This window comes from Brevundimonas sp. ZS04, assembly GCF_001956865.1.
In the GTDB taxonomy this organism is placed as follows: Bacteria; Pseudomonadota; Alphaproteobacteria; order Caulobacterales; family Caulobacteraceae; genus Brevundimonas; species Brevundimonas diminuta.
In genome coordinates this window covers 169,220-191,707 of the sequence record NZ_MTHE01000002.1, presented here as the reverse complement: position 1 = coordinate 191,707, position 22,488 = coordinate 169,220, and the positions used below count along the sequence as shown (strand labels likewise).

Here is a 22,488-nt window from a genome sequence, read left to right as displayed (position 1 = left end):
GATTTTCGTGTGCCGGATATCGTGAACGCCCCCCTGTCGAACTCCTACGCCTGGCCTGACGCCGAGGGCCGTTTCGGCCCCTATGGCGGTCGTTTCGTGCCCGAAACCCTGATGCCGCTGATCCATGAGCTGGAGGCGGCCTATGCGGCGGCCAAGGCGGATCCCAGCTTCCAGGCCGAACTCGACGGCTATCTGGAGCATTACGTCGGCCGCGCCAGCCCGCTCTATTTCGCGGAGCGGCTGACCGAGCATTTCGGCGGCGCCAAAATCTGGCTGAAGCGCGAAGACCTGAACCACACGGGCGCGCACAAGATCAACAACTGCATGGGCCAGATCCTGTTGGCCCGCCGCATGGGCAAGACGCGCATCATCGCTGAGACCGGCGCCGGTCAGCACGGGGTCGCCTCGGCCACCGTCTGCGCTCGCTTCGGCCTGCACTGCACGGTCTACATGGGCGCCGTCGACGTGGCGCGGCAGCAGCCGAACGTCTTCCGCATGAAGCTGCTGGGCGCCGAACTGAACCCGGTGACGGCCGGTGCGGCGACGCTGAAGGACGCCATGAACGAGGCGATGCGCGACTGGGTCACCAATGTCGCCGACACCTACTACATCATCGGCACGGCGGCGGGCCCGGCCCCCTATCCGGCCATGGTGCGCGACTTCCAGTCGGTGATCGGCAAGGAGATCAAGGCTCAGAGCCAGCGCCAGATCGGCCGCCTGCCCGACGCCGTCATGGCCTGCATCGGCGGCGGATCGAACGCCATCGGCGCCATGCACCCCTTCATCGCCGATGAGGGCGTGCGCCTGATCGGGGTGGAAGCGGCGGGCCACGGCCTGGACACCCCCGCCCACGCCGCCAGCCTGAAGGGCGGGCGCTCGGGCGTGCTGCACGGCAACCGCACCTATCTGCTGCAGGACGCCGACGGCCAGATTCTGGAAGGTCACTCCATCTCGGCTGGTCTGGACTATCCGGGCATCGGGCCGGAGCACGCCTGGCTGCACGATCTGGGCCGGGCGGAGTATCTGTCCAGCACCGACGACGAGGCGCTGGAGGCCTTCCAGCAGCTCTGCAAGCTGGAAGGCATCATCCCGGCGCTGGAAGCCTCGCACGCCCTGGCGCGCGCGGGCGAGGTCGCCAAGCAGATCGGCAAGGACGGCGATCTGGTGATCGTCCTGTCGGGCCGGGGCGACAAGGATATCAACACCGTGGCCCAACACCTGGGCGTGGAGCTGTGATGATGAAGACCCTGCTGATCGCCGCCCTCGCGGCGGCTGTTTCACCGACCCTGACCCTGGCGCAGAACACGGCGGCGCCGGCGCCCCAGACGACTTCTGGCCAGGCGCCCGTGCAGACCGCGCCGACCATTCCGCCCGGCCCGGCGGCCACGGGAATGCCGGTTCTTCCGCCAGCGACGGAGGCGGCCGATTGCGGCGGCCTGCTGCGTAGTCCGGCCTTCTGCGTGACGGCCCAACTGGATCAGATCGGCGCCCTGGCCGACGCCTATACGGAGCATCTGGCCACGCTGAACTGGCTGGCGGCCGACGGCGACGACAACCGCGTCATCTTCGTGCGTCGCCGCGACGGCGGCGGCTGCGACGGCCTGCAGATGGTCGCCTTCTACGACGAGACCAAGCCCGCTGAGGCGACCGCGCCGGGCTATCTGGGCTTCGCCGTCATTCCGGGCGACGTCTGCACGGCGACGCCCGCCGCTCCGACAACGCCTTCGGGAGGTTCGGCGCAGTGACGACCGCACGCATCGACGCCCGCTTCGCCAAGCTGAAGGCCGAGGGCCGGGCCGGCTTCGTTCCCTATGTCATGACCGGCGATCCCAGCCGGGACGAGGCGCTGGAAATTCTGAAAGGCCTGCCCGCCGCAGGCGCCGATCTGATCGAACTGGGTCTGGCCTTTTCCGACCCCATGGCCGAGGGGCCGCCGATCCAGCGCGCCGCCCTGCGCGGGCTGAAGGCGGGGATGACCCTGCGCGGCACGCTCGATCTGGTCGCGGACTTCCGCAAGGGCGATCAGGACACGCCGTTGATCCTGATGGGCTATCTGAACCCGGTGGAATCCTACGGCTATGAGGTCTTCGCCCGCGATGCGGCCGAGGCCGGGGTGGATGGAATCATCGTCGTCGACTGCCCGCCGGAAGAGGCGGCCCCCCTGCTGGCCGCGCTGAAGGCCGCCGATCTGTCGCTGATCCGCCTGGCCACGCCGACGTCCGACGACGAGCGGTTGAAGGTCATCGCCGAGGGCACCTCGGGCTTCGTCTACTACGTCTCGGTCGCCGGGGTGACGGGGGTGAAGGAGGCTGTGGCCGCCGATGTGGCGCCCGCCGTCGAACGCGTGCGCCGCGCGGCCGGCCTGCCTGTCGCTGTCGGCTTCGGCGTGAAGACGCCGGAACGCGCCGCCGAGATCGCCCGCGTCGCCGACGCCGTGGTCGCCGGCTCGGTCTTCGTTGACGAGGTGGCCGCCGCTCTTGAGGCGAACGAACCCGCCGTTCCTCGCGTTCTGGCCAAGGTGAAGGCCCTGGCCGATGCTGTGAAGACGGCGAGAACTAGTGCTTCCGTGACGGAAACCGTTTAAAGGCCCCGCCCATGGTCGATAAAAATCCCGAGAACAAGGCTCGCGGCGGCTGGCTGTCGCGTTTCGCGCCCGGCGTGCGCAAGATCGTCAGCCCGCGCGACACCCCGGACAATCTGTGGGTCAAGGACCCCGACACAGGCGAGATGCTGTTCCGCTCGGACCTGGAGGCGGCCCTGTGGGTCACGCCGTCGGGCCGTCACATGCGGATCAATGCGCCGACGCGCCTGAAGGCCACCTTCGACGACGGCCTGTTCGAGAGCATCGACACACCCGACGTGCCGGAAGACCCGCTGAAGTTCTCGGACGGCAAGCCCTATCGCGACCGCCTGTCGGCGGCGCGCAAGGCGGCGGGCCGCAAGGACACCATGGCCATCGGCTACGGCCGCATCGGCGGCGCCCCCGCCGTGGTCATCGTGCAGGACTTCACCTTCATGGGCGGGTCGCTGGGCATGGCGGCGGGCGAGGCCTTCATCGCCGCCGCGCGTGAAGCGGTGAAGCGCAACGTTCCCCTGGTCTGCTACACCGCCGCCGGCGGGGCGCGGATGCAGGAAGGCGCTCTCAGCCTGATGCAGATGGCCCGCACCACCCTGGCGGTGCAGGAAGTGAAGGCCGCCAAGCTGCCCTACGTCGTGGTGCTGACCGACCCGACCACGGGGGGCGTCACGGCCTCCTACGCCATGCTGGGCGACGTTCACCTGGCCGAGCCGGGCGCCCTGATCGGCTTCGCCGGTCCGCGCGTGATCGAGACCACCATCCGCGAGAAACTGCCGCCGGGCTTCCAGCGCGCCGAATACCTCAAGGACAAGGGCATGGTCGACAAGGTGGTGTCGCGCGGCGACCTGCCGACGACGCTGGGCCTGATCCTGTCCATGCTGATGGGCGGTTCGGCCCAGAAGCAGAAGGCGGCGTAAGCCCAGCCCTTATGGACCCGATCTCGGAACGCCTGCGCGCCCGGCATCCCCAGCGCATCGACCTGTCGCTGGATCGGATGCGGGCCCTGTGCGCCGCGCTCGGGAATCCGCAGAACAAGCTGCCGCCGGTGGTCCATGTCGCGGGCACCAACGGCAAGGGCTCGACGGTCGCCCTGATCCGGGCCATCGCAGAATCCGCGGGCCTGCGCGTCCACGCCTATACCTCGCCGCATCTGGTGCGTTTCAACGAGCGTATCCGGTTGGCCGGGACGCTGATCACCGATGACGCCCTGAACGCCATCCTCGACCGGGTCGAGGCGGCGATGGCCCAGACCGGCGGCGAAGCCACGGTGTTCGAAAGCACCACGGCGGCGGGCCTTCTGGCCATGAGCGAGGCGCCCGCCGACCTGGCCATCATCGAGGTCGGCCTCGGCGGATCGCTGGACGCCACCAACGTCATCGCCCGGCCCCTGCTCAGCGTCATCACGCCGGTCGATCTGGACCACGCCGAGTTTCTGGGCGCGACCATCGAGGGCGTGGCGGGCGAGAAGGCGGGCATCCTCAAGGCGGGCGCGCGCGGCGTCGTGGCGCGTCAGTCCGAGGCGGCCATGGCGGTGATCGAGCGCCGCGCGGCCGAGGTCGGCTCGCCCCTGACCGTCATGGGCGTGGATTTCGACGCCTGGTCCGAGCGCGGGGGCCTCGTCTATCAGGATCAGGAGCGGTTCCTCGACCTGCCCGCACCCGCCCTGTCCGGCGCGCACCAGTTCGACAATGCGGGCGTGGCGATCGCCGCCGCGCTGGAGCTGGACCTGCCTGAGGCCGCCATCGCCGAAGGGCTGAAGACCGTGCGCTGGCCCGCGCGGATGCAGCGGCTGACGGCTGGTCCCTATGCCGAGAAGGCCCAGAAAGCCGACGCCGAACTGTGGCTGGACGGCGGGCACAATCCTCACGCCGCCCGCGCCCTGGCCCGCGCCCTGGCCGACCGCCAGACGCGCGCGCCGCGCCCGACCGCCTTGATCGTCGGTATGTTGGGCAACAAAGACGCCGGCGGCTTCTTCGAGGCGCTGAAGGGGATCGACGCCCAGGTCTTCACCGTCGCTTTCGACGGAACGGCCGCCGAGCCGGAGGCCCTGGCCGCCGTCGCGCAGGGACGCGGCTTCGGCGCTCTGGCGGCGGGATCGGTGGACGCTGCGCTGGACCGCGCCCTGGCCCTGGGCGCCGGACGGGTGGTCATTTGCGGCTCGCTGTATCTGGCGGGCGAGGTGCTGGGCGCCAGCCGCGAGACCTGGCCGATCTGAAGCAAACGCCAGGCCTCTCCCTCCCCGGCTTGGGGAGGGTGGTCGCGTAGCAAAGCGAACAAAGAAAAAGGCGGCGCCTCTTTCGAAACGCCGCCCCACCCGACTTCGCCCTATGGGCTCAGCCGCCCTCCCCATGAAGGGGAGGGAGAATGTCGTGTCAGTCCGCCGTCACGCCGGCTTCGGCCAGCCATTCGACGATCTTGCCCTTGGGCATGGCGCCGACCTTCATCGAGGTCATCTGGCCGTCCTTGAACAGCATCAGGGTCGGAATGCCCTTCACGCCCATCTTGGACGGGACCATGGGGCTGTCGTCGATGTTGACCTTGGCGACCGTGACCTTGCCGGCCAGTTCGTCGGCGATCTGCTCCAGCGCCGGGCCGATCTGCTTGCAGGGGCCGCACCACTCGGCCCAGAAATCCACCAGTACGGGGGTCGAGGACTTGAGGACGTCGGCGTCGAAGCTGTCGTCGGTGACTTTCACAGTCGCCATGAATGGCTCTCCTTTATGCGCTACGCTCGCGACGCGGTCGCTCGCTGCTTGAGCGCGTTTAGTGGCGCGCCGAATTGAATTTCCGGCGTTCAGGCGCAGATGTGGGTGCGAATCCCCGACAAATCAACGCGCATTTTCGAGAGCGGCGTCCATCAGGCCCCGCGGCACGGCCATCAGCTTCGGCCCATCGGTCCAGACCAGGGCCGCTTCGACCGTGCGGTCTGGATAGAGGCGGCGCAGGACGGCGGCGTAGATCGCCATCTGCAGCACATAGGCCGGATCGGCGTCTTCGACGAGATCGGGAGCGGGACGGTTGGACTTGAAGTCGACCACCAACACCCGCTCGGGCGTGACCACCAGCCGGTCGATGCGGCCCGAGATGGACACGCCGGACGGCAGGTCGGGCGCGGTCCCGGTCAGGGCGACCTCGGCGCGGCTGCCGGGGCCGAAGACGGGGGCGAACCGGGCGTCGTCCAGCACCCCGAAGGCGGCGGCGATCATCTCGGCGCGCTGGTCCTCGGTCAGGTCGCGCTCGCGGGCCAACATCCGGCGAGCGGCGTCGGGACGGTCGGAGGCGGGCAGGTCGGGCAGGCGCTCCAGCAGGCGGTGGATCAGGTCGCCGCGTCGGAAGCGGCCCAGCCCGGCGCCCGGCCCTTCGCCGCGCGCCAAGGGCGACGGCGCCGGGATGCGTTTCTGCTCCTGCATCTGCGAGGGCGAGGCGAAGCGGGCGGCGGCGTCGCGCGGCGGCTCAGTCCGCGCCCAGGCGGGAGCCTCGGGTTGGGCTGCCGCCGTGGCGACGGCGGCGGGCAGGCTGTCGGGATCGGCGCCGTAGCGGCGGACGCCGCCGTCGAGCTCGCGCACCTGATCGCCTAGCCGGTCGAACGTCTCTTCGATCACCGACCACCAGTCCCCGGCCTCGGGCGCGCGTTTGGAGCCGCGTCCCATGACGATCACCCGGTCGCGCGCGCGGGTCAGGGCGACGTAGAGCAGGCGCAGGGATTCATCGCCGACCCGCGCCTCGCGCGCCGCGCGGGCGTCGACCGAGGCGGGGCAGTCCTCCTTCGACGAGCCGGGACACATCAGCCAGGCTTCGCCGCTCTCGGTGGCGACCGGCATCAAGGAAGGCCCCTGCGCCTTCGCCTTCATCGTCGTGTCGGGCAGGATGACGACCGGCGCCTCCAGCCCCTTGGCGCCGTGGACGGTCATGACGCGGACTTCGCCGCGCGGCCCTTCCAGTTCGCGCTTCACCTCGACGTCGGCGGCTTCCAGCAGGGCGAGGCAGGTCTCCAGATCGATCCCGCCGCGTCCCTCGGCGGCCAGCACCTGATTGAGGGTCTCGTCGACGGCTTCCTCGGCTTCGCGCCCCAGTCGGGTCAGGATGCGGGCGCGGCCTGATCGGCCGGTCGCGTCCACCCGGTTCAGCAGGCGTGAGAAGAAGCCGAACGGATCGAGGTCGCGGGCGCCGCGCGCGGCGCGCAGCAGGTCCAGCGCCTGACCCCACTCGGGCCGCTCGCCCGCCCGGCGCTTCAGCTCGCGCCACAGGCCCTTGCGGTCCTTAAGGCCGGCGAGCTCAAACAGGCTGTTCTCATCCACGTCGCAGAAGGGGCCGCGCAGCACCTCGGCCACGGTCAGGTCGTCCCCGGGAAAGAGGGCGAAGCGGGCCAGCGCCTTCAGGTCGTCGAAGACGATGTGCTGGGACAGCTTCAGCCGGTCGGCGCCCGCCACGGGCGCGCCGGCCGCCTTCAGGGCGCGGATGATCTCCTCGAAGGTCGCGTCGCGGCGGCGGACCAGGATCAGGAAGTCGCCGTAGCCGCACGGGCGCGCGGCGCCGCCCTTGTCGAACACGACGGCGCCGGTCTCGACCTGACGTTTGATCTCGAGCGCCAGGGTCTGGGCCATGCGCTTGCGGGCGCTGGCGGTTCCTTCCTGATCGACGGGATCGGTCCAGGCGTCGCGCTCGGGCGGGGCCTCGTCCAAGAACAGGGGCCACAGTTCGACCGCGCCGGGCTGGCCCTGACGGGCGGCGGTGTGGTGCGGAATCTCGCCCGTTTCCCCGACCAGGGCGCGGGCGCGTTCGGGCGTGGCGAAGACTTCGTCCACGAACTTCAGCACCGCCTCGGTCGAGCGGTAGGAAGTCTCCAGCGGCACGCCCTCGAAGGCGCCGCCCGCGCCGGTGATCAGGCTGTCGTAGACCTGCGCTTCCTGCCGCAGCCGCTCGGGCCGGGCGCCCTGGAAGGAGTAGATCGACTGCTTTTCGTCGCCGACGGCGAAGACAGTGCGGTCGGTATCAGGGACGGTGAAGAACTCGCCGGTCAGGGCGCGCATGATGGCCCACTGTTCGGGCGCGGTGTCCTGGGCCTCGTCGATCAGGACGTGATCGACGCCGCCGTCCAGCTTGTACAGCACCCAGGCGGCGGTCGAGCGGACGGTCAGCAGTTCGACCGTGCGCGCCACCAGGTCCGAGAAGTCGAGCGCGCCGTGGGCCGTCTTGGCCGCCTCGTAGAGGGCGGCGTGGGCGTTGGCGAGGGTCAGCAGCCTGATGGTGTCGTCGGCGACCCTGGCGGCGCGCAACTGGTCGCGCGCGGCCAGGAACTTGTCCTGCAGGTCTGTCAGCCAGCCTGCGGCGTCGGGGGGAGCCTGCTTCGTCGCCATCGACTTGCGGGGCGAGCCGGAGCCGGTCAGGAAGACGACGCCCAGACCATGGAAGCTCCAGTCGTGGTCGAGGGCGTGGATCAGTTCGGCGGCCCGGTCCTTGTCGGTCTTGGAGCCGGTGGCTATCAGCTCGGCCATGCGGCGGACCTCGCCCCGGTCCAGCCAGCGCAGGAAGTCGGCCTCGATGTCTTCGGGCGTCTTCTGCGGGTCTGCGCCGGTCAGGACGTAGGGGCCGGGCGCGCGGCCGTCGGCGACGCGGGCGACATAGTCGGTCAGTTCGGCGCGCTTGGCCTCGATCAGGGCCAGCAGATCCTGGAAGCGGCCCCAGTCCAGTTCGACGGCGAAATGGCTGTAGGCCTCGCCCACCGGCCCCTCGGCGTCGGCGAGGGCGGCGCGGGCCAGGTCTTCGCGCGCGGCGTGGCTGAGGGCGATCGCCCCCTCATTCTCCAGCACGGTGAAACGCGGCGAGACGCCCGCCTCGATGGGGAAGCGGCGCAGCAGCTTTTCGCAGAAGGCGTGGATGGTCTGGATCTTCAGCCCGCCGGGCGTCTCCAGGGCGCGGGCGAACAGGCGACGCGCCTCGGACAGGCGGGCGGGGTTGAGGGCGGCGGGGTCGCTGTCGTCCAGACGGGCCAGTTCCGCTGACAGTTCGCCGTCGTCCATGACGGCCCATTTGCCGAGCGTCTCGAACAGGCGGGCCTGCATCTCGGCGGCGGCGGCCTTGGTATAGGTCACGCACAAGATGGCCGAGGGCGCGGCGCCGCCCAGCAGCAGGCGCGCCACCCGGCTGACCAGGGTGGTGGTCTTGCCGGATCCGGCGTTGGCGGTGACGAAGACCGAGCGGGCCGGGTCGGCGGCGCGGGTCTGGGGGGTGAGGCCGTCGCGGACGTGGAGGTTCATTCCGCCTCTCCTTCTTCGCCGCCGCCGATGACGTGCCACTCCCAGACGCGGGCCAGCAGGTTGTAGGGGCTGTAGCTGCCCATCAGATGAGGCGCGGCCCACGAGAGGTAGGGCGTCTCCGGCCGGTCGAACTCGGCGACGCGCGCCATCAGGCCTTGCAGAGCGGCGTCGGACAGGATTTGCGCTTCCGGCCCGGCCGCGCGCACGGCGACCTCGCCCGCCTTCTTGCGGCCGACGACGCGGACGTAGGTCAGCTCCTCTGGCGGGACGGGACCGTTCGTCTTCTTGAAGCCGCCGGCGGCCAGGATGGCGCCCGTCAGGGTCAGTTGGGGCGCAAAGCCCGCCTTGATCTGTTTGGCGGTCGGCACCTGGCCGGTCTTGAAGTCCATGACGGAGGCCGACAGGGCGCCGACCTCGATGCGGTCGGCGTAGGCCTTGACGGTGAAGGGGCCGCCCGGCGCGTTGAAGGTCAGGGCTCCCTGCTGCTCGATCAGCAGGGCCACGCCGCGCGCACGACGCTCGGTCTCGAACCCGGCCAGCCAGCGGGCGGCGTTCTTCGCCAGCGGCGCCTCGCGGGCCATGGCGGCGTCCTCGAAGCCGTGGGCTCCCAGCTCCTCCAGCAGCAGGCGCTCGAGCACTGCGTCGAGATCGTCGGGCAGCAGGTCGGGCCAGTCCTCGGTCAGGCGCTCGATGGCCTTGTGCACGGCGTTGCCGCGGGCCAGGGCCTCGGCCGAGGCGCCGGGGCGCTCCATCGGTTCGAGGTTGAGGATGCGGCGGGCGTAGAGGGCGTAAGGGTCGCGGACCCAACGCTCGACCCCGGTGACATAGAGGCTGCGCGGACGGCGCTCGACCGGGGGCGTGGGCGCGGGGCGCGGGGCCAGCCGGGCCGGGCCGGGCGGCGGGGCGTCCAGAGCGCGGGTCCAGTCGGCGACGCCCTCAGGGGCGCTGAGCCTGACCGGCGTGTCATCGGCATGGGCGCCGCGCGTCAGCATCTCCAGTCGCCACAGCCAGCGCGAGCGCACGGCGGGCTGGCCGCCGCGCCGCTCGCAGTGGACCATGATCGCTTCATCGGCGCAGGCGGCCTGGACGAAGTCCTGCGCCGTCTGGCCCAGACGCCGCTCGGGCGCGGGCAGGGGCAGGGCGGCGCGCATCGGTCGCGACAGGAAGGGATCGACCGGGGCGGCGTTGGGCCAGACGCCCTCCTCCAGCCCGGCCAGGATCATGCGGTCGGCCCGCGCCAGCCGCGCCTCGATGGCGCCGAGAATGCGAAGGGACGGATGGGTGGCGCCGCCGGTGCGCACCGTCGTCTCGGCCAGCAAGGCGGCGATCAGATCGGCGAACTCAGCGGGGGTAGTGGGGCCCAGCGGACCGCCGCCTTCGATCAGCGCCGACAGCAGGGAGGCCGCCGCCTCGCCGTCTGGCCCGGCCCAGGCGTTCTGACCGGCCAAGGCCTCGATCAGAGCGGTCAGGGTCCGGGCGGCCTCGTCCGGCGGACAGGGGCGCGCGGTCGCCAGCGCCTCCAGCCGGTCCGCGAGGGTCTGCGCGCTTTTCAACCGGGCCAGCTTCCAGTCGGCCAGCGGCAGGCCGCCGCGCCGAGGCTCGGCCGCCTTCAGCAGGCGTTCGTGAAGCTGGGACCAGCGGCGCGGGCGCGGGCCGCGCAGGGCGTGTTCCTCCAGCGCCTCGGCGGCGTCGTGCAGCGACGTCTCGCCCAGATCGAGGCGGACCAGCGGGTGCTTCAGCAGGGCCAGAAGGGTCTGCGGCTTCAGCGGTTCGGCCAGGAAGCGGGCGCAAAGGTCGACCAGCACGCCCGCCGTCATTCGCGACAGCGGCTGGCCGGTCGAGGAGTCCGCCACGATGCCCCAACGCGCCAGCCGCGCCTCGACCCGACGCGACAGCTGCAGGTCCGGCGTCACCAGGGCGCAGGTGATGGGGCGGCCGTCGGGCGTGCGGTGCTCAAGGCTCTCGCGCATCATCAGGGCGACGGCGGTCGCCGCCTCCTCCTCGGCGCGGACAGACAGGACGGTCAGGCCCGACAGGCCCTCGGCGATGGGGTCGGCGGCGCGGCCCGCCTCGGCCGAGCGGGCGCGCAGGCGTTTGATCTCGCGGCGCCAGTCGTCGGTGGCCTCGGCCGGGCGCAGGGCTTCGTTGATCAGGCGCTGGCGGGCCAGGCCTCGCGCCTCGATGGCGGGATCGAGCGGCGGCTGGTGCCACGGCTGGACGGCTTCGCGTGCGACTTCGGCGCGGGCCAGCAGAGCCTTCAGCGCCGCCTGCGGATGCTGGTCGTCGATGCGGTCCCAGGCGTCGGCGGCCAGATCGAGGTCGAGGCCGGGCAGGACGACCACGCCCTGCGGCGCCTTGGCCACGGCCCTCAGCACGTCGGCGGCGGCGGGGACGGTGCCAGTGGACCCGGCGGCGATGACCGGGGCCTGAGGCGGGCGGGCATCCCACGCCTCGGCCAGACGACGCAGCAGGGTCGCGCGGCGCCAGGCGGGGTCGACCAGGCCCAGCGCCTCCAGCCGTTTCGGCCAGGCGTCGACGGCGAGGCCGAGGAAGCGCGCGCTCTCGCGCCAGTGCTCGGCCAGATCCTGTTCCGCCAGCGTCGCGACGCGCGACAGATCTGAGACTTCCTCGAGTTGGCAGGAATCAAGGAAGGCGCCCAGCGCATCGGCCATTTCGAGGGCGCGCAGGGGCTTCATCCCCGGCTCGAAATCCTCGGCGATCATGCGCGCCATCTCGAAGCGGCGCGTCAGAGGGGCGATGGCGGGCGGCAGGTCCAGACCCAGTTCGCCGGGGGCGAAGGGCGGCTCGTCTTCTTCCAGATCGCCGAGCGGGCGGACCTGAGGCAGCAGAACGGGGCGCTCGCCCGCCAGCTTGCCCAGGGCGAAGGAGAAGGCGCGGGCGGCGCGGCGGTTGGGCAGCAGGATGGTGGCGTCGGTCAGGGTCTCGGGCGGGGCGTCGCCCAACCAGTCCAGCACCCCCGCCGCCAGGTCTTCGAGGAAGGGCCGCCAGGCGGGCACGGCGCGCCATCGCGGGCCGTCACCCGAGAAAGGATCGAAGCGCCCCCCCGTCATGGTCAGATCTCCGCCTTCAGCCGCGCCTCGGCTTCATCGCGCGCCTGCGGGTCGCCGACGTGCATCCAGTCGCCGTCGAGCACGCAGCCGAACAGGCGACCCTCGGCGGCCGAGGCGCGCCACAGGGGGCTGAGCGAGAAGGGGCCGTCGGGGCCCTGGTCGGCGTAGTCCGGCCGGGTGATGTGGACGCCCATATAGGCGTAGGGCGCGCTGGCGGCCTCGCCCCGGAAGGTCAGGGCGCCGTTGTCGCCGAGGAAGAAGTCGCCGCCGCCCTCGAAGCCGATGGAGCCTTCGCGCCGGGCCAGCAGCAGGGCGGCGTCCATGCGCGCGGGATTCCATAGGCGGATCAGGTCGCCCAGAGCGTCGCCCCGGTCGATCCACACGCTGTCGATATTGGCCACGAACACCGGACCGTCGCCCAGCAGGGGGCGGGCCTTCTTCAGCCCGCCGCCGGTCTCCAGCAGTTCGGCGCGCTCGTCAGAGATGCGGATGCTCGGCCGCGTGCGGGCGGCCAGATGGCTTTCCAGCCGGTCGGCGAACCAGTGGACGTTGACCACGACGTCGGTCACGCCCGCCTCGGCCAGCCGGTCGAGCACATGGTCGATCAGCGCCTTGCCGCCGACCTCGACCAGAGCCTTGGGCCGGTCGTTGGTGAGCGGGCGCATCCGCGTGCCGAGCCCGGCGGCCAGGACCATGGCGGTGGGGGGGGCGGTCATCGACGCACTTCCTTCGGCGCGTGGCGGTCCATCCAGGCGGCGACGGCTTCGAGACCGGGCGCCGTCAGATTGGCGTTCAGGTGCGCCCACATGCGCGGCATAAAGGCGGCGTAGCGGGGCTTGCCGTCGCGGGCGATCAGGCGGGCGAAGATCCCGAGAATGCGCGCCTCGTTCAGGGCGGCCAGACCGGCGTAGGACGCCATGAAGGCCTCGCGGTCGGTCTCGGGGCGCAGGGCGAAATAATGCTCGAGCGCCAGAGCCTCCAGTTCGGGCGCCACGTCGCGGCGGGCATCCTGCAGCAGGGAGTGCAGATCCCATGACGGGTGGGCCTTCACCGCATCCTGGAAGTCGATCATCCCGACCGAGGCGGCGCCGGTCCTGCCGTCCAGCCGGATCAGGTTCTCGGCGTGATAGTCGCGGTGGGCCATGATGGAGGCGCCCGCCTCGCCCGCCGTCGTGATCGGCGCCCAAGCGGCGCGCCATTCGGCGACGGCGGCGTCGTCGAAGCTGAGCGAGGGGATCAGCTTGGGCAGCCATTCGACGAAGAGGTCGGCCCCGCCTTGCAGCGCCGTCTGGTCATAGGTCAGCAGGGGCCAGTCGCCCGCTGCGCCCGTCAGCGTCTCGGGCGTCGGGGCGGCGTGCAGGACGGCGAGCGCCTCGACGGCGGCGCGATAGAGGGGGGCGGGGTCGGCGCCGTCCTCAATGACGCGGGCGAACAGGGCGTCGCCGAAATCCTCGATCACGGCCAGGCCGTTGGGGGCGTCGACGGCGACGATCTCGGGCGCCGACAGGCCGAGCGACTTCAGGTGGGCGGCGACGGCGGCGAAGGCCTCGATGCGTCCGGCCGACAGGCGGGCGACGGCGTTCCAGCCGTGCGCGTGGCGCTGGTCCGGCGTCCATGACGGATCGCAGGGGCGGCTCTCGGCGGCGGGGGCCTGATCCATCAGCATCAGGAAGGCGCCGGACGGCGTGGTCAGCCGCTCGTATCGGCGTGTCGAGGCGTCGCCGGGCAGGGGCGCGCGGACGGCCCCGGCCAGCCCGGCCGAGCGCAGAAAATCGAGACGGAGGGCTTCGCGGTCAGACATGGAGTTCCTTCAGTTTCGCTTCCCACGAGCCTGCGCCGGAAACGGTCGCAACTCTTCCAGAGAGGCCCCTATCGCCGCCCTCGCGGAGGGCGGCTGCTTGAGGGGCGGGTTCCGAGATTTCGATGATCAACCGGTCGGGGCCCAGCATCCGGCCGGGATCGTCGCCCAGGCGTTCGGGCCATTCGATCAGGGCGCAGCCTTCGTCCAGCGCCTCGTCCAGTCCGACCTCGAAGGCCTCCTCGGGCCGGGTCAGGCGATAGAGGTCGAAATGGGCGATGGGCGGATCGCTCTCATAGAACTGGACCAGGGTGAAGGTCGGCGACGGCACGTCCTCGTCGGGGCGCGTCAGGGCGCGGATCAGGCCCCGCGCCAGCGTCGACTTGCCCATGCCCAGCGGGCCGTAGAGCAGGACGGCCTCGCCCGGTTCCAGCAGGGGGGCGATGGCTTCGCCGAGGCGGGTGGTGGCGTCGGCGTCGGGAAGGTCGAAAGTCGTCATGCGGAGGGCATCAGGCGAAGGTCGCGTCAGGATCGGCGGCCAGGGTCCGCTCGACGAAGGTTTTCAGTTTCAGGGTGGCGGCCTGGGCGTCGACGTCCAGGGCCAGCGGCGGGATGGGGCGGCCGACGATCAGGTCGAAGGCGCGGCCCTTCTTGTTCAGCAGTTCGTGGAAGAGGGTGATGTCGCGCAACTCTTGCGACACCTTGTCGAACAGGTGGAACAGGCGGCTGGTCGGACCGGCGACGTGGATCGGGATCACCGGCGCCTCGTACTTGCGGGCGAGCGAAGCGGCGGTGGCGGCCCAGTCGGGGTCGGTCAGCAAGCCGTCCCGGCCGACGCGGGCCAGACGCCCGGCCGGGAACATGACGACGCAGCGTTCGGCCTCGAACGCTTCCTTGGCGGCCTGGAGGGTGGCGCGGGTCTTTTCGCGCGTGCGCTTGGCCGTGACCCATTCGACGGGGACGACGGTCTCCGACAGGCGGGGCGAGACGCGCAGGGCGTCGGCGTTGGCGAAATAGATCAGGTCGTTGCGCACCGTGCGCAGGGCGTCGTGCACGGCCAGGCCGTCGGCGATGCCGGTCGGGTGGTTGCACACCACCAGGCAGCGGCCAGACGCAGGCAGGCGGTCCAGATGCGCCGTCCGCACCGTCAACTCCAGCAGGTCGGAGACGTAATCCAGCGCCTGTCGTCCGGCCATGGGGCCGATGGCGTCGGCCATGCGCCGCGCCTTGGCGTAGTCGAGCAGGCCGTAGAGGGCGGGCCGCGCCAAAGGCCAGGCGGCCGATCCCGTCAGCCGGGGCGCGCGCTCGGCGATCAGGACGTCGACAATGTGCGGAGCCGGACTCATCGCCTGCTTGTCGCCGAGGCGGCGGCGGCGGGCAAGCGCCATCCAGCTTGGCTAGGACCGGATCGCCGCCTATGCAGGAAGCCTGACCATTCTTTGGGGGAGTGTAGCGTAATGACCCAATCACACTGGATGACGGCGGCGGCCGTCCAGATGCTGTTGCTGGCGGGCGGCTTGGCCGCGACGCCGGTTTTGGCCCAGGAAGCGCCGGCCGCAGCGGTTGCGCCGGCTCAGGCTGAGGCCTCGGACCGCCTCGGGCTGAAGGATCTGGCGATGATGGAGCGGGTCGGCGATCCGCGCGTCTCGCCCGACGGCCGTCGCGTCATCTACGCCGTCACCCGGACGGACTGGGAGGGCAACCGCAACCTGACCGGCCTGTGGATGGTCGACGTCGACGGCGCGACGGCGCCGCGTCGCCTGCCGATCTCAGAGGGCGGCGTCTCGGGCGCGCGCTGGGCGCCGGACGGGCAGTCGATCTATTTCCTGTCGCCGCGCGGCGGGTCGAACCAGGTGTGGCGGACGGACCGCGAGGGCATGGCGGCGGCCCAGGTGACGACCTTGCCGGTGTCCCTGTCGGGCTTCCGCTTCACGCCGGACGGCAAGGCCCTGGTGCTGGGCGTGTCGGTCTATACGGACTGCGAGACCCTGGACTGCACCAAGGACCGCCTGGCCGAACGGGCCAAGTCGAACCAGCAGGTCTATGACCGGATGCCGCTGCGGGTGTTCGACCGCTGGGCCGACGGACGCCAGAGCCACATCTTCCTGCAGCCGCTGAACGGCTCGGGCTTCGCCGAGGGTCAGCCGCGCGACCTGACCGCCGGACTGGACGCCGACGTCAGCGTCGGCGAGGGCGGGCTGACGATCGCGCGTGACGGGCGCGCCTTCATCTATGCGGCGCGCAAGCAGGCGGACCGCGCCGCCTTCACCAACAACAGCGACCTGTATCGCCTGAGCCTGGACGGCGGCCCCGCCGTCAACCTGACCCCGGATCACTCGGGGCCGGACGGCGCGCCCGCCCTGTCGCCCGACGGACGGCGTCTGGCCTGGCTGGCCGCTCCGCGCGAGAACGTCGGCGGCGATCAGCCGGTGGTCATGGTGGCCGATGCGAACGGCGCGAACGCCCGCGCCCTGACCAATTGGGATCGCGGCCCCAGCGGCCTGACCTGGCGTTCGGACGGCCGTGCGCTCTATGTGACGGCCGCCGACGAAGGCCAGAACCGCCTGTTCGAGATCGACGCCCGCACCGGCGCGGTGAAGGCCCTGACCGACATCGGCTCGGTCGGCGATTTCGACGAGGTCGGCGGCGTCCTGGCCTACGCCCATGAGAGCTTCACGGCCCCGACGCAGGTCTTCATCGCCCGGAACGGCCAGGCCGCGCGTCAGGCCACCCAGCACAACGCCGAACTGCTGGCCCGCATCGATCTGCCCCGTCCCGAGGAAATCCGCTTCCCCGGCTGGAACGACGAGACGGCGCACGGCTGGGTGTTCAAGCCCGCGGGCTTCGTCGAGGGCCGCAAATATCCGGCCGTCTATCTGATCCACGGCGGGCCCAAGTCGCCCTGGACCGAGAGCTGGTCCTACCGCTGGAATCCGCAGGTCTATACGGCGGCGGGCTATGCGGTGGTGATGGTCAACTTCCACGGCTCGCCGGGCTACGGCCAGGCCTTCACCGACGCCATCAACGACCACTGGGGCGATCGTCCGCTGGAAGACCTGCAAAAGGGCTGGCAGGCGGCGCTGTCGGCCAATCCGTGGATCGACGGCGAACGCGCCTGCGCGCTGGGCGCCTCCTACGGCGGCTATATGGTCAATATGATCGCGGGCCAGTGGAACGAGCCGTGGCGCTGCCTGGTCAACCACGCCGGGGTGTTCGACGTGCCGCAGCTGATGAACGCCATGGACATCTCGACCTTCATCCATGAGTTCGGCGGCGCGACCTGGGACCGCAAGGCGGTCTATGACGCCCACAACCCCGAGACCTACGCCGGCGACTGGAAGAAACCGATGCTGGTGCTGCACGGCTCCAAGGATTTCCGCGTGCCGATGGAGCAGGGGCTGGCGACCTTCTCAGCGCTGCAGCGCCTGAACATCCCCAGCCGCTTCGTCCATGTGCCGGACGAGAACCACTGGGTGCTGAAGCCCCAGACCTGGGTCGAGTGGCAGCAGGAGATCCTGGACTGGACGGCCGACTGGACGAAGGAAGGTCAGTAAACCGCGAGCTGAACAGGAGACTTTGCGGGCGGCGCGCGGCGGTGTTAGGCCTTCGGCCAGACTTCACATCCGCATGAGGAGCGCCTGAATGCGCCGCCTGCCCCATCTCCTGTCCGGCCTCAGCGCCGCCGCCCTGCTGACCGCCACGGCCCTTCCGGCCCTGGCCGAGGGGACGCTCGCCGCTCCGGCCGCGGCGACGGCCCCAGCGACGGCCCAGGCCCGCGCCGCCTTCACCTATCAGGACATGATCTCGGCCAACCGGCTGGGCGATCCTCAGGTGTCGCCGGACGGCGAGTGGGTGGTCTATTCGCTGACCCAGACGGATGTGGCGGCCAACAAGCGCTCCAGCGCCCTCTACCTCCTGGGCCTGAAGGGCGAGGCGCAGCCGCAGAAGCTGGCCATCTCCGAAGGCGGCGCCAACACCGCCCGCTGGGGCGCCGACGGCAAGCTGTATTTCCTGTCGGGCCGTTCGGGCTCCAGCCAGGTCTGGGTCTCGGCCGACAAGGGCGCGACGGCGACGCAGGTCACGGCCCTGCCGACCGACGTCAACGCCTATCGCATCAATGGCGCGGGCGACGCCGTGGCCGTGTCTCTGGCTGTCTACCCGGATGCGGCGGACCTGAACGCCTCGGTCGCGCGCGGCAAGACCGAGGCCGAGCGCAAGTCGACCGGCCAGGTCTATGATCGCATGTTCGTGCGTCACTGGGATACGTGGAACGACCACACCCAGAACCACCTCTTCGTCCAGTCGATCGGCGCCGACGGCAAGGCGGGCGGCGAGCCGGTCTGGGTCACGAAGGGCTTCGACGGCGACACCCCCTCCAAGCCGTTCGGCGACGAGAGCGAGTTCACCTTCGCCCCTGACGGGCGGTCGCTGGTCTTCTCGGCGCGCAAGGCCGGGAACAGCGAGCCGTGGAGCACCAACTTCGACCTCTACAGCGTCGCCGTCTCGGCGCCCGGCCAACTGACCAATCTGACCGAGGCCAACCCGGCCTGGGACACCGGCCCGGTCTTCTCGCCCGACGGTCAGACCCTGGCCTACCGCGCCATGGCTCGTCCGGGCTTCGAGGCCGACAAATATTCGATCTTCCTGCGCGACGTCGCCACCGGCCAGACGCGCCAGATCGCGGCCAACTGGGATCGCTCGGCCGATACGCTGCAATGGTCGAAGGACGGGAACACCCTCTATACGACGGCGGGCGACGTCGGTCAGACCCGCCTGTTCGCCATCGACGCGCGCAACGGGGTGGTGACGCCGCTGACAGGCGAAGGCCACGTCGGCGCCTTTCAGCAGACGCCCTCGGGCTTCGTCATGGCGGTCGACACCCTGACCTCGCCCAGCGACCTGTTCTTCAAGACCTATCGCGGCCGCGAAATGCCGCGCCGCCTGACCAACGTGAACCCGCAGCTGGCGACCAAGGCCTTCGGCGAGGCCGAGCAGTTCAGCTTCCCCGGCTGGAACAATGAGACGGTCCACGGCTATGTCATCAAGCCGGCGAATTACGTCGAAGGACAGAAGTATCCGGTCGCCTTCCTGATCCATGGCGGGCCGCAGGGCTCGTTCGGCAACAGCTGGTCCTATCGCTGGAACCCCGAGACCTATGCGGGCGCGGGCTATGCGGTGGTGATGATCGATTTCCACGGCTCGACCGGTTACGGCCAGGAATTCACCGACGCCATCAGCCAGCACTGGGGCGACCGCCCGCTGGAAGACCTGCAGAAGGGCTGGGCCTTCGCCCAGTCGAAGTATGACTTCCTGGACGGGAACAACGCCTGCGCCCTGGGCGCCTCCTACGGCGGCTATATGATCAACTGGATCGCCGGCAACTGGCCGGGCGAGTTCAAATGCCTGGTCAACCACGACGGCGTCTTCGACACCTTCGGCATGGGCTACGGCACCGAGGAGCTGTGGTTCACCGAGTGGGAATACGGCGGCACGCCGTGGGAGAATCCGGAAGGCTATCAGAAGTTCAACCCGGCCAACCACGTGCAGAACTGGCGCGACCCGATGCTGGTGATCCAGGGCGACCTCGATTTCCGCATCCCGACGTCTCAGGCCCTGTCGACCTTCACCGCCCTGCAACGGCGCGGGGTCGAGAGCCGCTTCGTCTTCTTCCCGGACGAGAACCACTGGGTGCTGAAGCCGGCCAACAGCCTGCAATGGCACAATGAGGTGTTCGGCTGGCTGGAAAAGCATCTGGCCAAGTAGGGCTCGGCCTGACTTCGGGGCGCGGTTCGACAGGGCCGCGCCCTTCGGCTTTCGGGGAGGCGGAATGACGAGACGAGGGCTTCTGGCGCCGCTTCTGGCGACTGTGGCGACGGCGGCCTGCGCGCCGTTGGTCGGCGAAGGCCCGACGCTGCCGACCCCGCTGGGGCCGCCCGGCTGGCGGATGGCGCGCGCGGCCTATGGCGCCGATCCGCGTCAGACGGTGCGCCTCTATCGCCCGGCGCGGGCGGGAGGCTTGCCGATCCTGGTCCTGCTGCCCGACGGCGCGCCCGACGCGGCGGATGAACGGGCGGCGCGCGATCTGGCCGAGCGCGGCTTCGTCGTGGTCGTGGCCGACCGACGCGCAGCGCCGAGCAGCATCTACCCGGCCTATATCGCCGATGCGGCGGCGGCCCTCGCCTGGGCGGCGCGGCGGGCGGCTGATCTGGGCGGCGACGCGAGGCGGATCGGCGTGCTGGGCCAGGGCGAGAGCGGCCGCGCGGCTCTGATGCTGGCGCTGGACCGGCGCTATCTGGCGGCGGCGGGCGCGCCCGGCGCGGTGCGCGCGGCGGCGGCCTTGGGCGCGCCGCAGCGGCCGGACGCGACCTTCACCGACCCGTCCGCCTATGGCGGCGCCCCCGACGCAGCGCCGGTCTGGCGCGGAGCGGCGGGCGATAGGGCGGGCGCACTCGCCTTCCTGCGCGGGGCGCTGGGCTAGGTCTCGGCGGTCAACTGTCGTGTCAGCGTGTTTCCCCCGTCTCGCCAAGGTCACGGTTTTCCGCTAGAGGAAGCCATGACAGACAAGATGACCCCCCAGGCGGCGCTGGACCGCCTCGAAACCCTCTACAATCAATCGGTCGCCAACCTGCGCACCGCAGTGAAGCGTTTTCTCGAGACCGGCGAGCGCGCCGATCCCGAAGCTCGGGCCGCCGGCCTGTTCGCCTATCCCCGACTGACCATCAGCTGGTTCGGCGACCGCCCGCAGGATCTCGAGACCCGCGCCTTCGGCCGCCTGTCGCGCCCCGGCGTCTATACGACCACCGTCACCCGCCCCGACCTGTACCGCGCCTATCTGCTGGAGCAACTGACGCTGCTGTCCGATGAATACGGCGCCCGGATCACGGTCGAGCCGTCGGAACAGGAAATCCCCTTCCCCTATGTGCTGGACGGTTCCGGCGTGGTGCTGGACAGCTCCATGACGGCGGCCATCGCCCGCTGGTTCCCGACCACGGATCTGGCCCACATCGGCGATGAAATCTCGGACGGCCTGTTCGAGCCGGGCGAGGACTTCCCCCTGGCCCAGTTCGACGGCCTGCGCACCGACTTCTCGCTGGCTCGCCTGCGTCACTACACCGGCACGCCGGTCGAGGACGTGCAGAGCTTCATCCTGTTCACCAACTACAACCGCTACGTCGACGAGTTCGTGCGCTGGGCTACGGCCGAGATCGCCGACCCCGACAGCCCCTATGAAAGCCTGTCCTGCGCCGGGGGCGTGGTGGTGACCAGCGCCACCGACAACCCCGAGGCGGCCATCATGGACGCCGCCTGGCGCAAGCATCAGATGCCGGCCTATCACCTGACGCGGCCGGACGGTCAGGGCATCACCCTGGTCAACATCGGCGTCGGGCCATCCAACGCCAAGACCATCTGCGACCACCTGGCGGTCATGCGGCCGCACGCCTGGATGATGATCGGCCATTGCGGCGGCCTGCGCGGCAGCCAGACCATCGGCGACTATGTGCTGGCCCACGCTTACTTGCGCGACGATCATGTGCTGGACGCCGTCCTGCCCGCCGACATTCCGATCCCCAACATCGCCGAGGTGCAGCGCGCCCTCTACGATGCCACCAAGCTGGTCTCGGGCGCGCCGGGCGAAGAGGTGAAGAAGCGGCTGCGCACCGGCACCGTGGTCACCACCGACGACCGCAACTGGGAGCTGCGCTATTCCAAGTCGGCCCTGCGCTTCAACCAGAGCCGCGCCGTCGCCATCGACATGGAAAGCGCCACCATCGCCGCGCAGGGCTATCGCTTCCGCGTGCCTTACGGGACGCTGCTGTGCGTCTCGGACAAGCCGCTGCACGGCGAGATCAAGCTGCCGGGCCAGGCCAACCGCTTCTACGAAGGTTCGATCTCCGAGCATTTGCAGATCGGCATTCAGGCGGTGGACCTGCTCAGGGCCGAGGGCGCTCGTCTGCACTCGCGCAAACTGCGCGCCTTCGATGAGCCGCCGTTTAGGTAAGCCGAAACGCTGACCTAGCGAGGGCGTCGGGTTTTCCCCGGCGCCTTTTTTGCTTGGGTGGAGGGGGTAACCGCACCCGCGCGTCGACGACAACAAAAGAACTTTACAAAAGAAAGTTCTTGGCTCATCTTTTTTGCTACAAGCAGGGAGAGACGCCATGACCCGCGACCAGGTTCAATCCGTTCACGACGACATCGCCTATATGAAGGCCCTCGCCCAGGAAGGGCGTCAGGCGCCGCTGGTGGGCGGCCGCATTCTGATCACCGCAGGTCTGGTGTTCGGCGTGGCGGCTATCGTTCACTACGGCGTCGACAGCGGCCTGATAGACGTTTCGCCCGTCGCCTACCCGGTTGTCTGGGGGACGGCCATGCTGATCTTTTTCGGCGCCCTGATCGTGGGGATCAGGCAGGCGGACCGCAAACCGGGCGCGCAATCGGCGAGCAATCGCGCCTCCGGCGCGGGTTGGATGGGCGCCGGTCTGGGCATTTTCGTCATGTCCCTGGCCATGGGGGTGATCGGGTGGAAGACGCAGAGCGACACCGCCGCCATGGTTTTCCCGTCGCTGATCTTCGCCCTTTATGGCTCCGCCTGGGCGGTGTCGGCGACGATGAGCGGGCAGAAGTGGCAGTGGTGGCTGGCGGTGGGCTGCTGGATCGCGACGCCGCTGATCGCCTTCCTGATCGGCAGTCCGCTGATGTGGCTGGGTTATGCGGCCGGATTGTTCCTGTTCGCGCTGATCCCCGGTTTGATCCTGGTGCGCCAAGAACCGACGGGAGTGGTTTGAC

At 70.3% G+C, this 22,488-nt stretch carries 17 protein-coding genes; 10 read left to right on the top strand and 7 right to left on the bottom strand.

The window, feature by feature from the left end; all coding sequences use genetic code 11:
• Nucleotides 1-21 precede the first annotated feature (21 nt).
• From trpB to BJP32_RS04025, 5 genes are read left to right on the top strand one after another with little or no spacing between them, the layout of a single operon-like run.
• Nucleotides 22-1,236, top strand: coding sequence for a tryptophan synthase subunit beta (gene trpB / locus BJP32_RS04045; RefSeq protein ID WP_198935258.1), 1,215 nt, complete (start codon nt 22-24; stop codon nt 1,234-1,236).
• Nucleotides 1,236-1,745, top strand: coding sequence for a hypothetical protein (locus BJP32_RS04040; RefSeq protein ID WP_040346344.1), 510 nt, complete (start codon nt 1,236-1,238; stop codon nt 1,743-1,745). The genes trpB and BJP32_RS04040 overlap by 1 nt, the downstream gene beginning before the upstream one ends.
• Entirely contained in the window at nt 1,742-2,584 is an 843-nt protein-coding gene (gene trpA / locus BJP32_RS04035) for a tryptophan synthase subunit alpha (RefSeq protein ID WP_003166389.1), read from the top strand. The genes BJP32_RS04040 and trpA overlap by 4 nt, the downstream gene beginning before the upstream one ends.
• Nucleotides 2,585-2,595: 11 nt before the next feature.
• A complete protein-coding gene (locus BJP32_RS04030; RefSeq protein ID WP_046652550.1) occupies nt 2,596-3,495 on the top strand; it encodes an acetyl-CoA carboxylase carboxyltransferase subunit beta in 900 nt (299 codons plus the stop codon).
• A gap of 11 nt (nt 3,496-3,506) precedes the next feature.
• Nucleotides 3,507-4,793, top strand: coding sequence for a folylpolyglutamate synthase/dihydrofolate synthase family protein (locus tag BJP32_RS04025; RefSeq protein ID WP_046652549.1), 1,287 nt, complete (start codon nt 3,507-3,509; stop codon nt 4,791-4,793).
• A 157-nt stretch (nt 4,794-4,950) separates the two neighbouring features.
• Here BJP32_RS04025 and trxA read toward each other — a convergent pair whose 3' ends face one another.
• The 7 genes from trxA to BJP32_RS03990 all read right to left on the bottom strand — a co-directional run bounded on the left by trxA (nt 4,951) and on the right by BJP32_RS03990 (nt 15,092).
• Entirely contained in the window at nt 4,951-5,283 is a 333-nt protein-coding gene (trxA, locus tag BJP32_RS04020; protein ID WP_003166386.1) for a thioredoxin, read from the bottom strand.
• 123 nt (nt 5,284-5,406) lie between these two features.
• Nucleotides 5,407-8,835, bottom strand: coding sequence for a double-strand break repair helicase AddA (gene addA, locus BJP32_RS04015; protein WP_046652548.1), 3,429 nt, complete (start codon nt 8,833-8,835; stop codon nt 5,407-5,409).
• The gene (addB, locus tag BJP32_RS04010) at nt 8,832-11,906 is read right to left on the bottom strand and encodes a double-strand break repair protein AddB (RefSeq protein WP_076223024.1); all 3,075 of its coding nucleotides are present in this window, start codon (nt 11,904-11,906) and stop codon (nt 8,832-8,834) included. The genes addA and addB overlap by 4 nt, the downstream gene beginning before the upstream one ends.
• A gap of 2 nt (nt 11,907-11,908) precedes the next feature.
• Nucleotides 11,909-12,622 (bottom strand): N-acetylmuramate alpha-1-phosphate uridylyltransferase MurU, encoded by a 714-nt coding sequence (murU, locus tag BJP32_RS04005; RefSeq protein ID WP_076223022.1) that lies wholly within the window; start codon nt 12,620-12,622, stop codon nt 11,909-11,911.
• Nucleotides 12,619-13,707, bottom strand: coding sequence for an N-acetylmuramate/N-acetylglucosamine kinase AmgK (gene amgK, locus BJP32_RS04000; RefSeq protein WP_076223020.1), 1,089 nt, complete (start codon nt 13,705-13,707; stop codon nt 12,619-12,621). Before amgK ends, murU begins: the two co-directional genes overlap by 4 nt.
• Entirely contained in the window at nt 13,700-14,203 is a 504-nt protein-coding gene (gene tsaE / locus BJP32_RS03995) for a tRNA (adenosine(37)-N6)-threonylcarbamoyltransferase complex ATPase subunit type 1 TsaE (protein ID WP_003166381.1), read from the bottom strand. The genes amgK and tsaE overlap by 8 nt, the downstream gene beginning before the upstream one ends.
• Before the next feature lie 10 nt (nt 14,204-14,213).
• Nucleotides 14,214-15,092 (bottom strand): GNAT family N-acetyltransferase, encoded by an 879-nt coding sequence (locus BJP32_RS03990; protein ID WP_076223018.1) that lies wholly within the window; start codon nt 15,090-15,092, stop codon nt 14,214-14,216.
• Between the two features lie 69 nt (nt 15,093-15,161).
• Between BJP32_RS03990 and BJP32_RS17850 the strand changes: the two genes are divergently transcribed.
• From BJP32_RS17850 to BJP32_RS03965, 5 genes are all read left to right on the top strand, one after another.
• Complete coding sequence (locus tag BJP32_RS17850) at nt 15,162-17,258, top strand: S9 family peptidase (RefSeq protein ID WP_076223016.1); 2,097 nt, start codon at nt 15,162-15,164, stop codon at nt 17,256-17,258.
• 88 nt (nt 17,259-17,346) lie between these two features.
• A complete protein-coding gene (locus BJP32_RS03980; protein WP_076223014.1) occupies nt 17,347-19,467 on the top strand; it encodes a S9 family peptidase in 2,121 nt (706 codons plus the stop codon).
• 64 nt (nt 19,468-19,531) lie between these two features.
• Nucleotides 19,532-20,182, top strand: a complete 651-nt coding sequence (locus tag BJP32_RS03975; RefSeq protein WP_076223012.1) for an alpha/beta hydrolase fold domain-containing protein — start codon at nt 19,532-19,534, stop codon at nt 20,180-20,182.
• Between the two features lie 75 nt (nt 20,183-20,257).
• On the top strand, nt 20,258-21,703 hold the full coding sequence (locus BJP32_RS03970; RefSeq protein ID WP_076223010.1) for an AMP nucleosidase: 1,446 nt from the start codon (nt 20,258-20,260) through the stop codon (nt 21,701-21,703).
• Nucleotides 21,704-21,860: 157 nt separating this feature from the next.
• On the top strand, nt 21,861-22,487 hold the full coding sequence (locus BJP32_RS03965) for a hypothetical protein (protein ID WP_076223008.1): 627 nt from the start codon (nt 21,861-21,863) through the stop codon (nt 22,485-22,487).
• Nucleotide 22,488 lies beyond the last annotated feature (1 nt).

Excerpts from the sequence above, each read along its gene's own strand:
- BJP32_RS03970 (WP_076223010.1), top strand. The coding sequence starts at position 20,258 with ATGACAGACAAGATGACCCCCCAGGCGGCGCTGGACCGCCTCGAAACC.
- BJP32_RS03990 (WP_076223018.1), bottom strand. The coding sequence starts at position 15,092 with ATGGCGCTTGCCCGCCGCCGCCGCCTCGGCGACAAGCAGGCGATGAGT.
- addB (WP_076223024.1), bottom strand. The coding sequence starts at position 11,906 with ATGACGGGGGGGCGCTTCGATCCTTTCTCGGGTGACGGCCCGCGATGG.
- BJP32_RS04025 (WP_046652549.1), top strand. The coding sequence starts at position 3,507 with ATGGACCCGATCTCGGAACGCCTGCGCGCCCGGCATCCCCAGCGCATC.
- tsaE (WP_003166381.1), bottom strand. The coding sequence starts at position 14,203 with ATGACGACTTTCGACCTTCCCGACGCCGACGCCACCACCCGCCTCGGC.
- BJP32_RS04030 (WP_046652550.1), top strand. The coding sequence starts at position 2,596 with ATGGTCGATAAAAATCCCGAGAACAAGGCTCGCGGCGGCTGGCTGTCG.
- trxA (WP_003166386.1), bottom strand. The coding sequence starts at position 5,283 with ATGGCGACTGTGAAAGTCACCGACGACAGCTTCGACGCCGACGTCCTC.
- BJP32_RS04040 (WP_040346344.1), top strand. The coding sequence starts at position 1,236 with ATGATGAAGACCCTGCTGATCGCCGCCCTCGCGGCGGCTGTTTCACCG.
- addA (WP_046652548.1), bottom strand. The coding sequence starts at position 8,835 with ATGAACCTCCACGTCCGCGACGGCCTCACCCCCCAGACCCGCGCCGCC.
- BJP32_RS03975 (WP_076223012.1), top strand. The coding sequence starts at position 19,532 with ATGACGAGACGAGGGCTTCTGGCGCCGCTTCTGGCGACTGTGGCGACG.
- BJP32_RS03980 (WP_076223014.1), top strand. The coding sequence starts at position 17,347 with ATGCGCCGCCTGCCCCATCTCCTGTCCGGCCTCAGCGCCGCCGCCCTG.
- murU (WP_076223022.1), bottom strand. The coding sequence starts at position 12,622 with ATGACCGCCCCCCCCACCGCCATGGTCCTGGCCGCCGGGCTCGGCACG.
- amgK (WP_076223020.1), bottom strand. The coding sequence starts at position 13,707 with ATGTCTGACCGCGAAGCCCTCCGTCTCGATTTTCTGCGCTCGGCCGGG.
- BJP32_RS03965 (WP_076223008.1), top strand. The coding sequence starts at position 21,861 with ATGACCCGCGACCAGGTTCAATCCGTTCACGACGACATCGCCTATATG.
- BJP32_RS17850 (WP_076223016.1), top strand. The coding sequence starts at position 15,162 with ATGACCCAATCACACTGGATGACGGCGGCGGCCGTCCAGATGCTGTTG.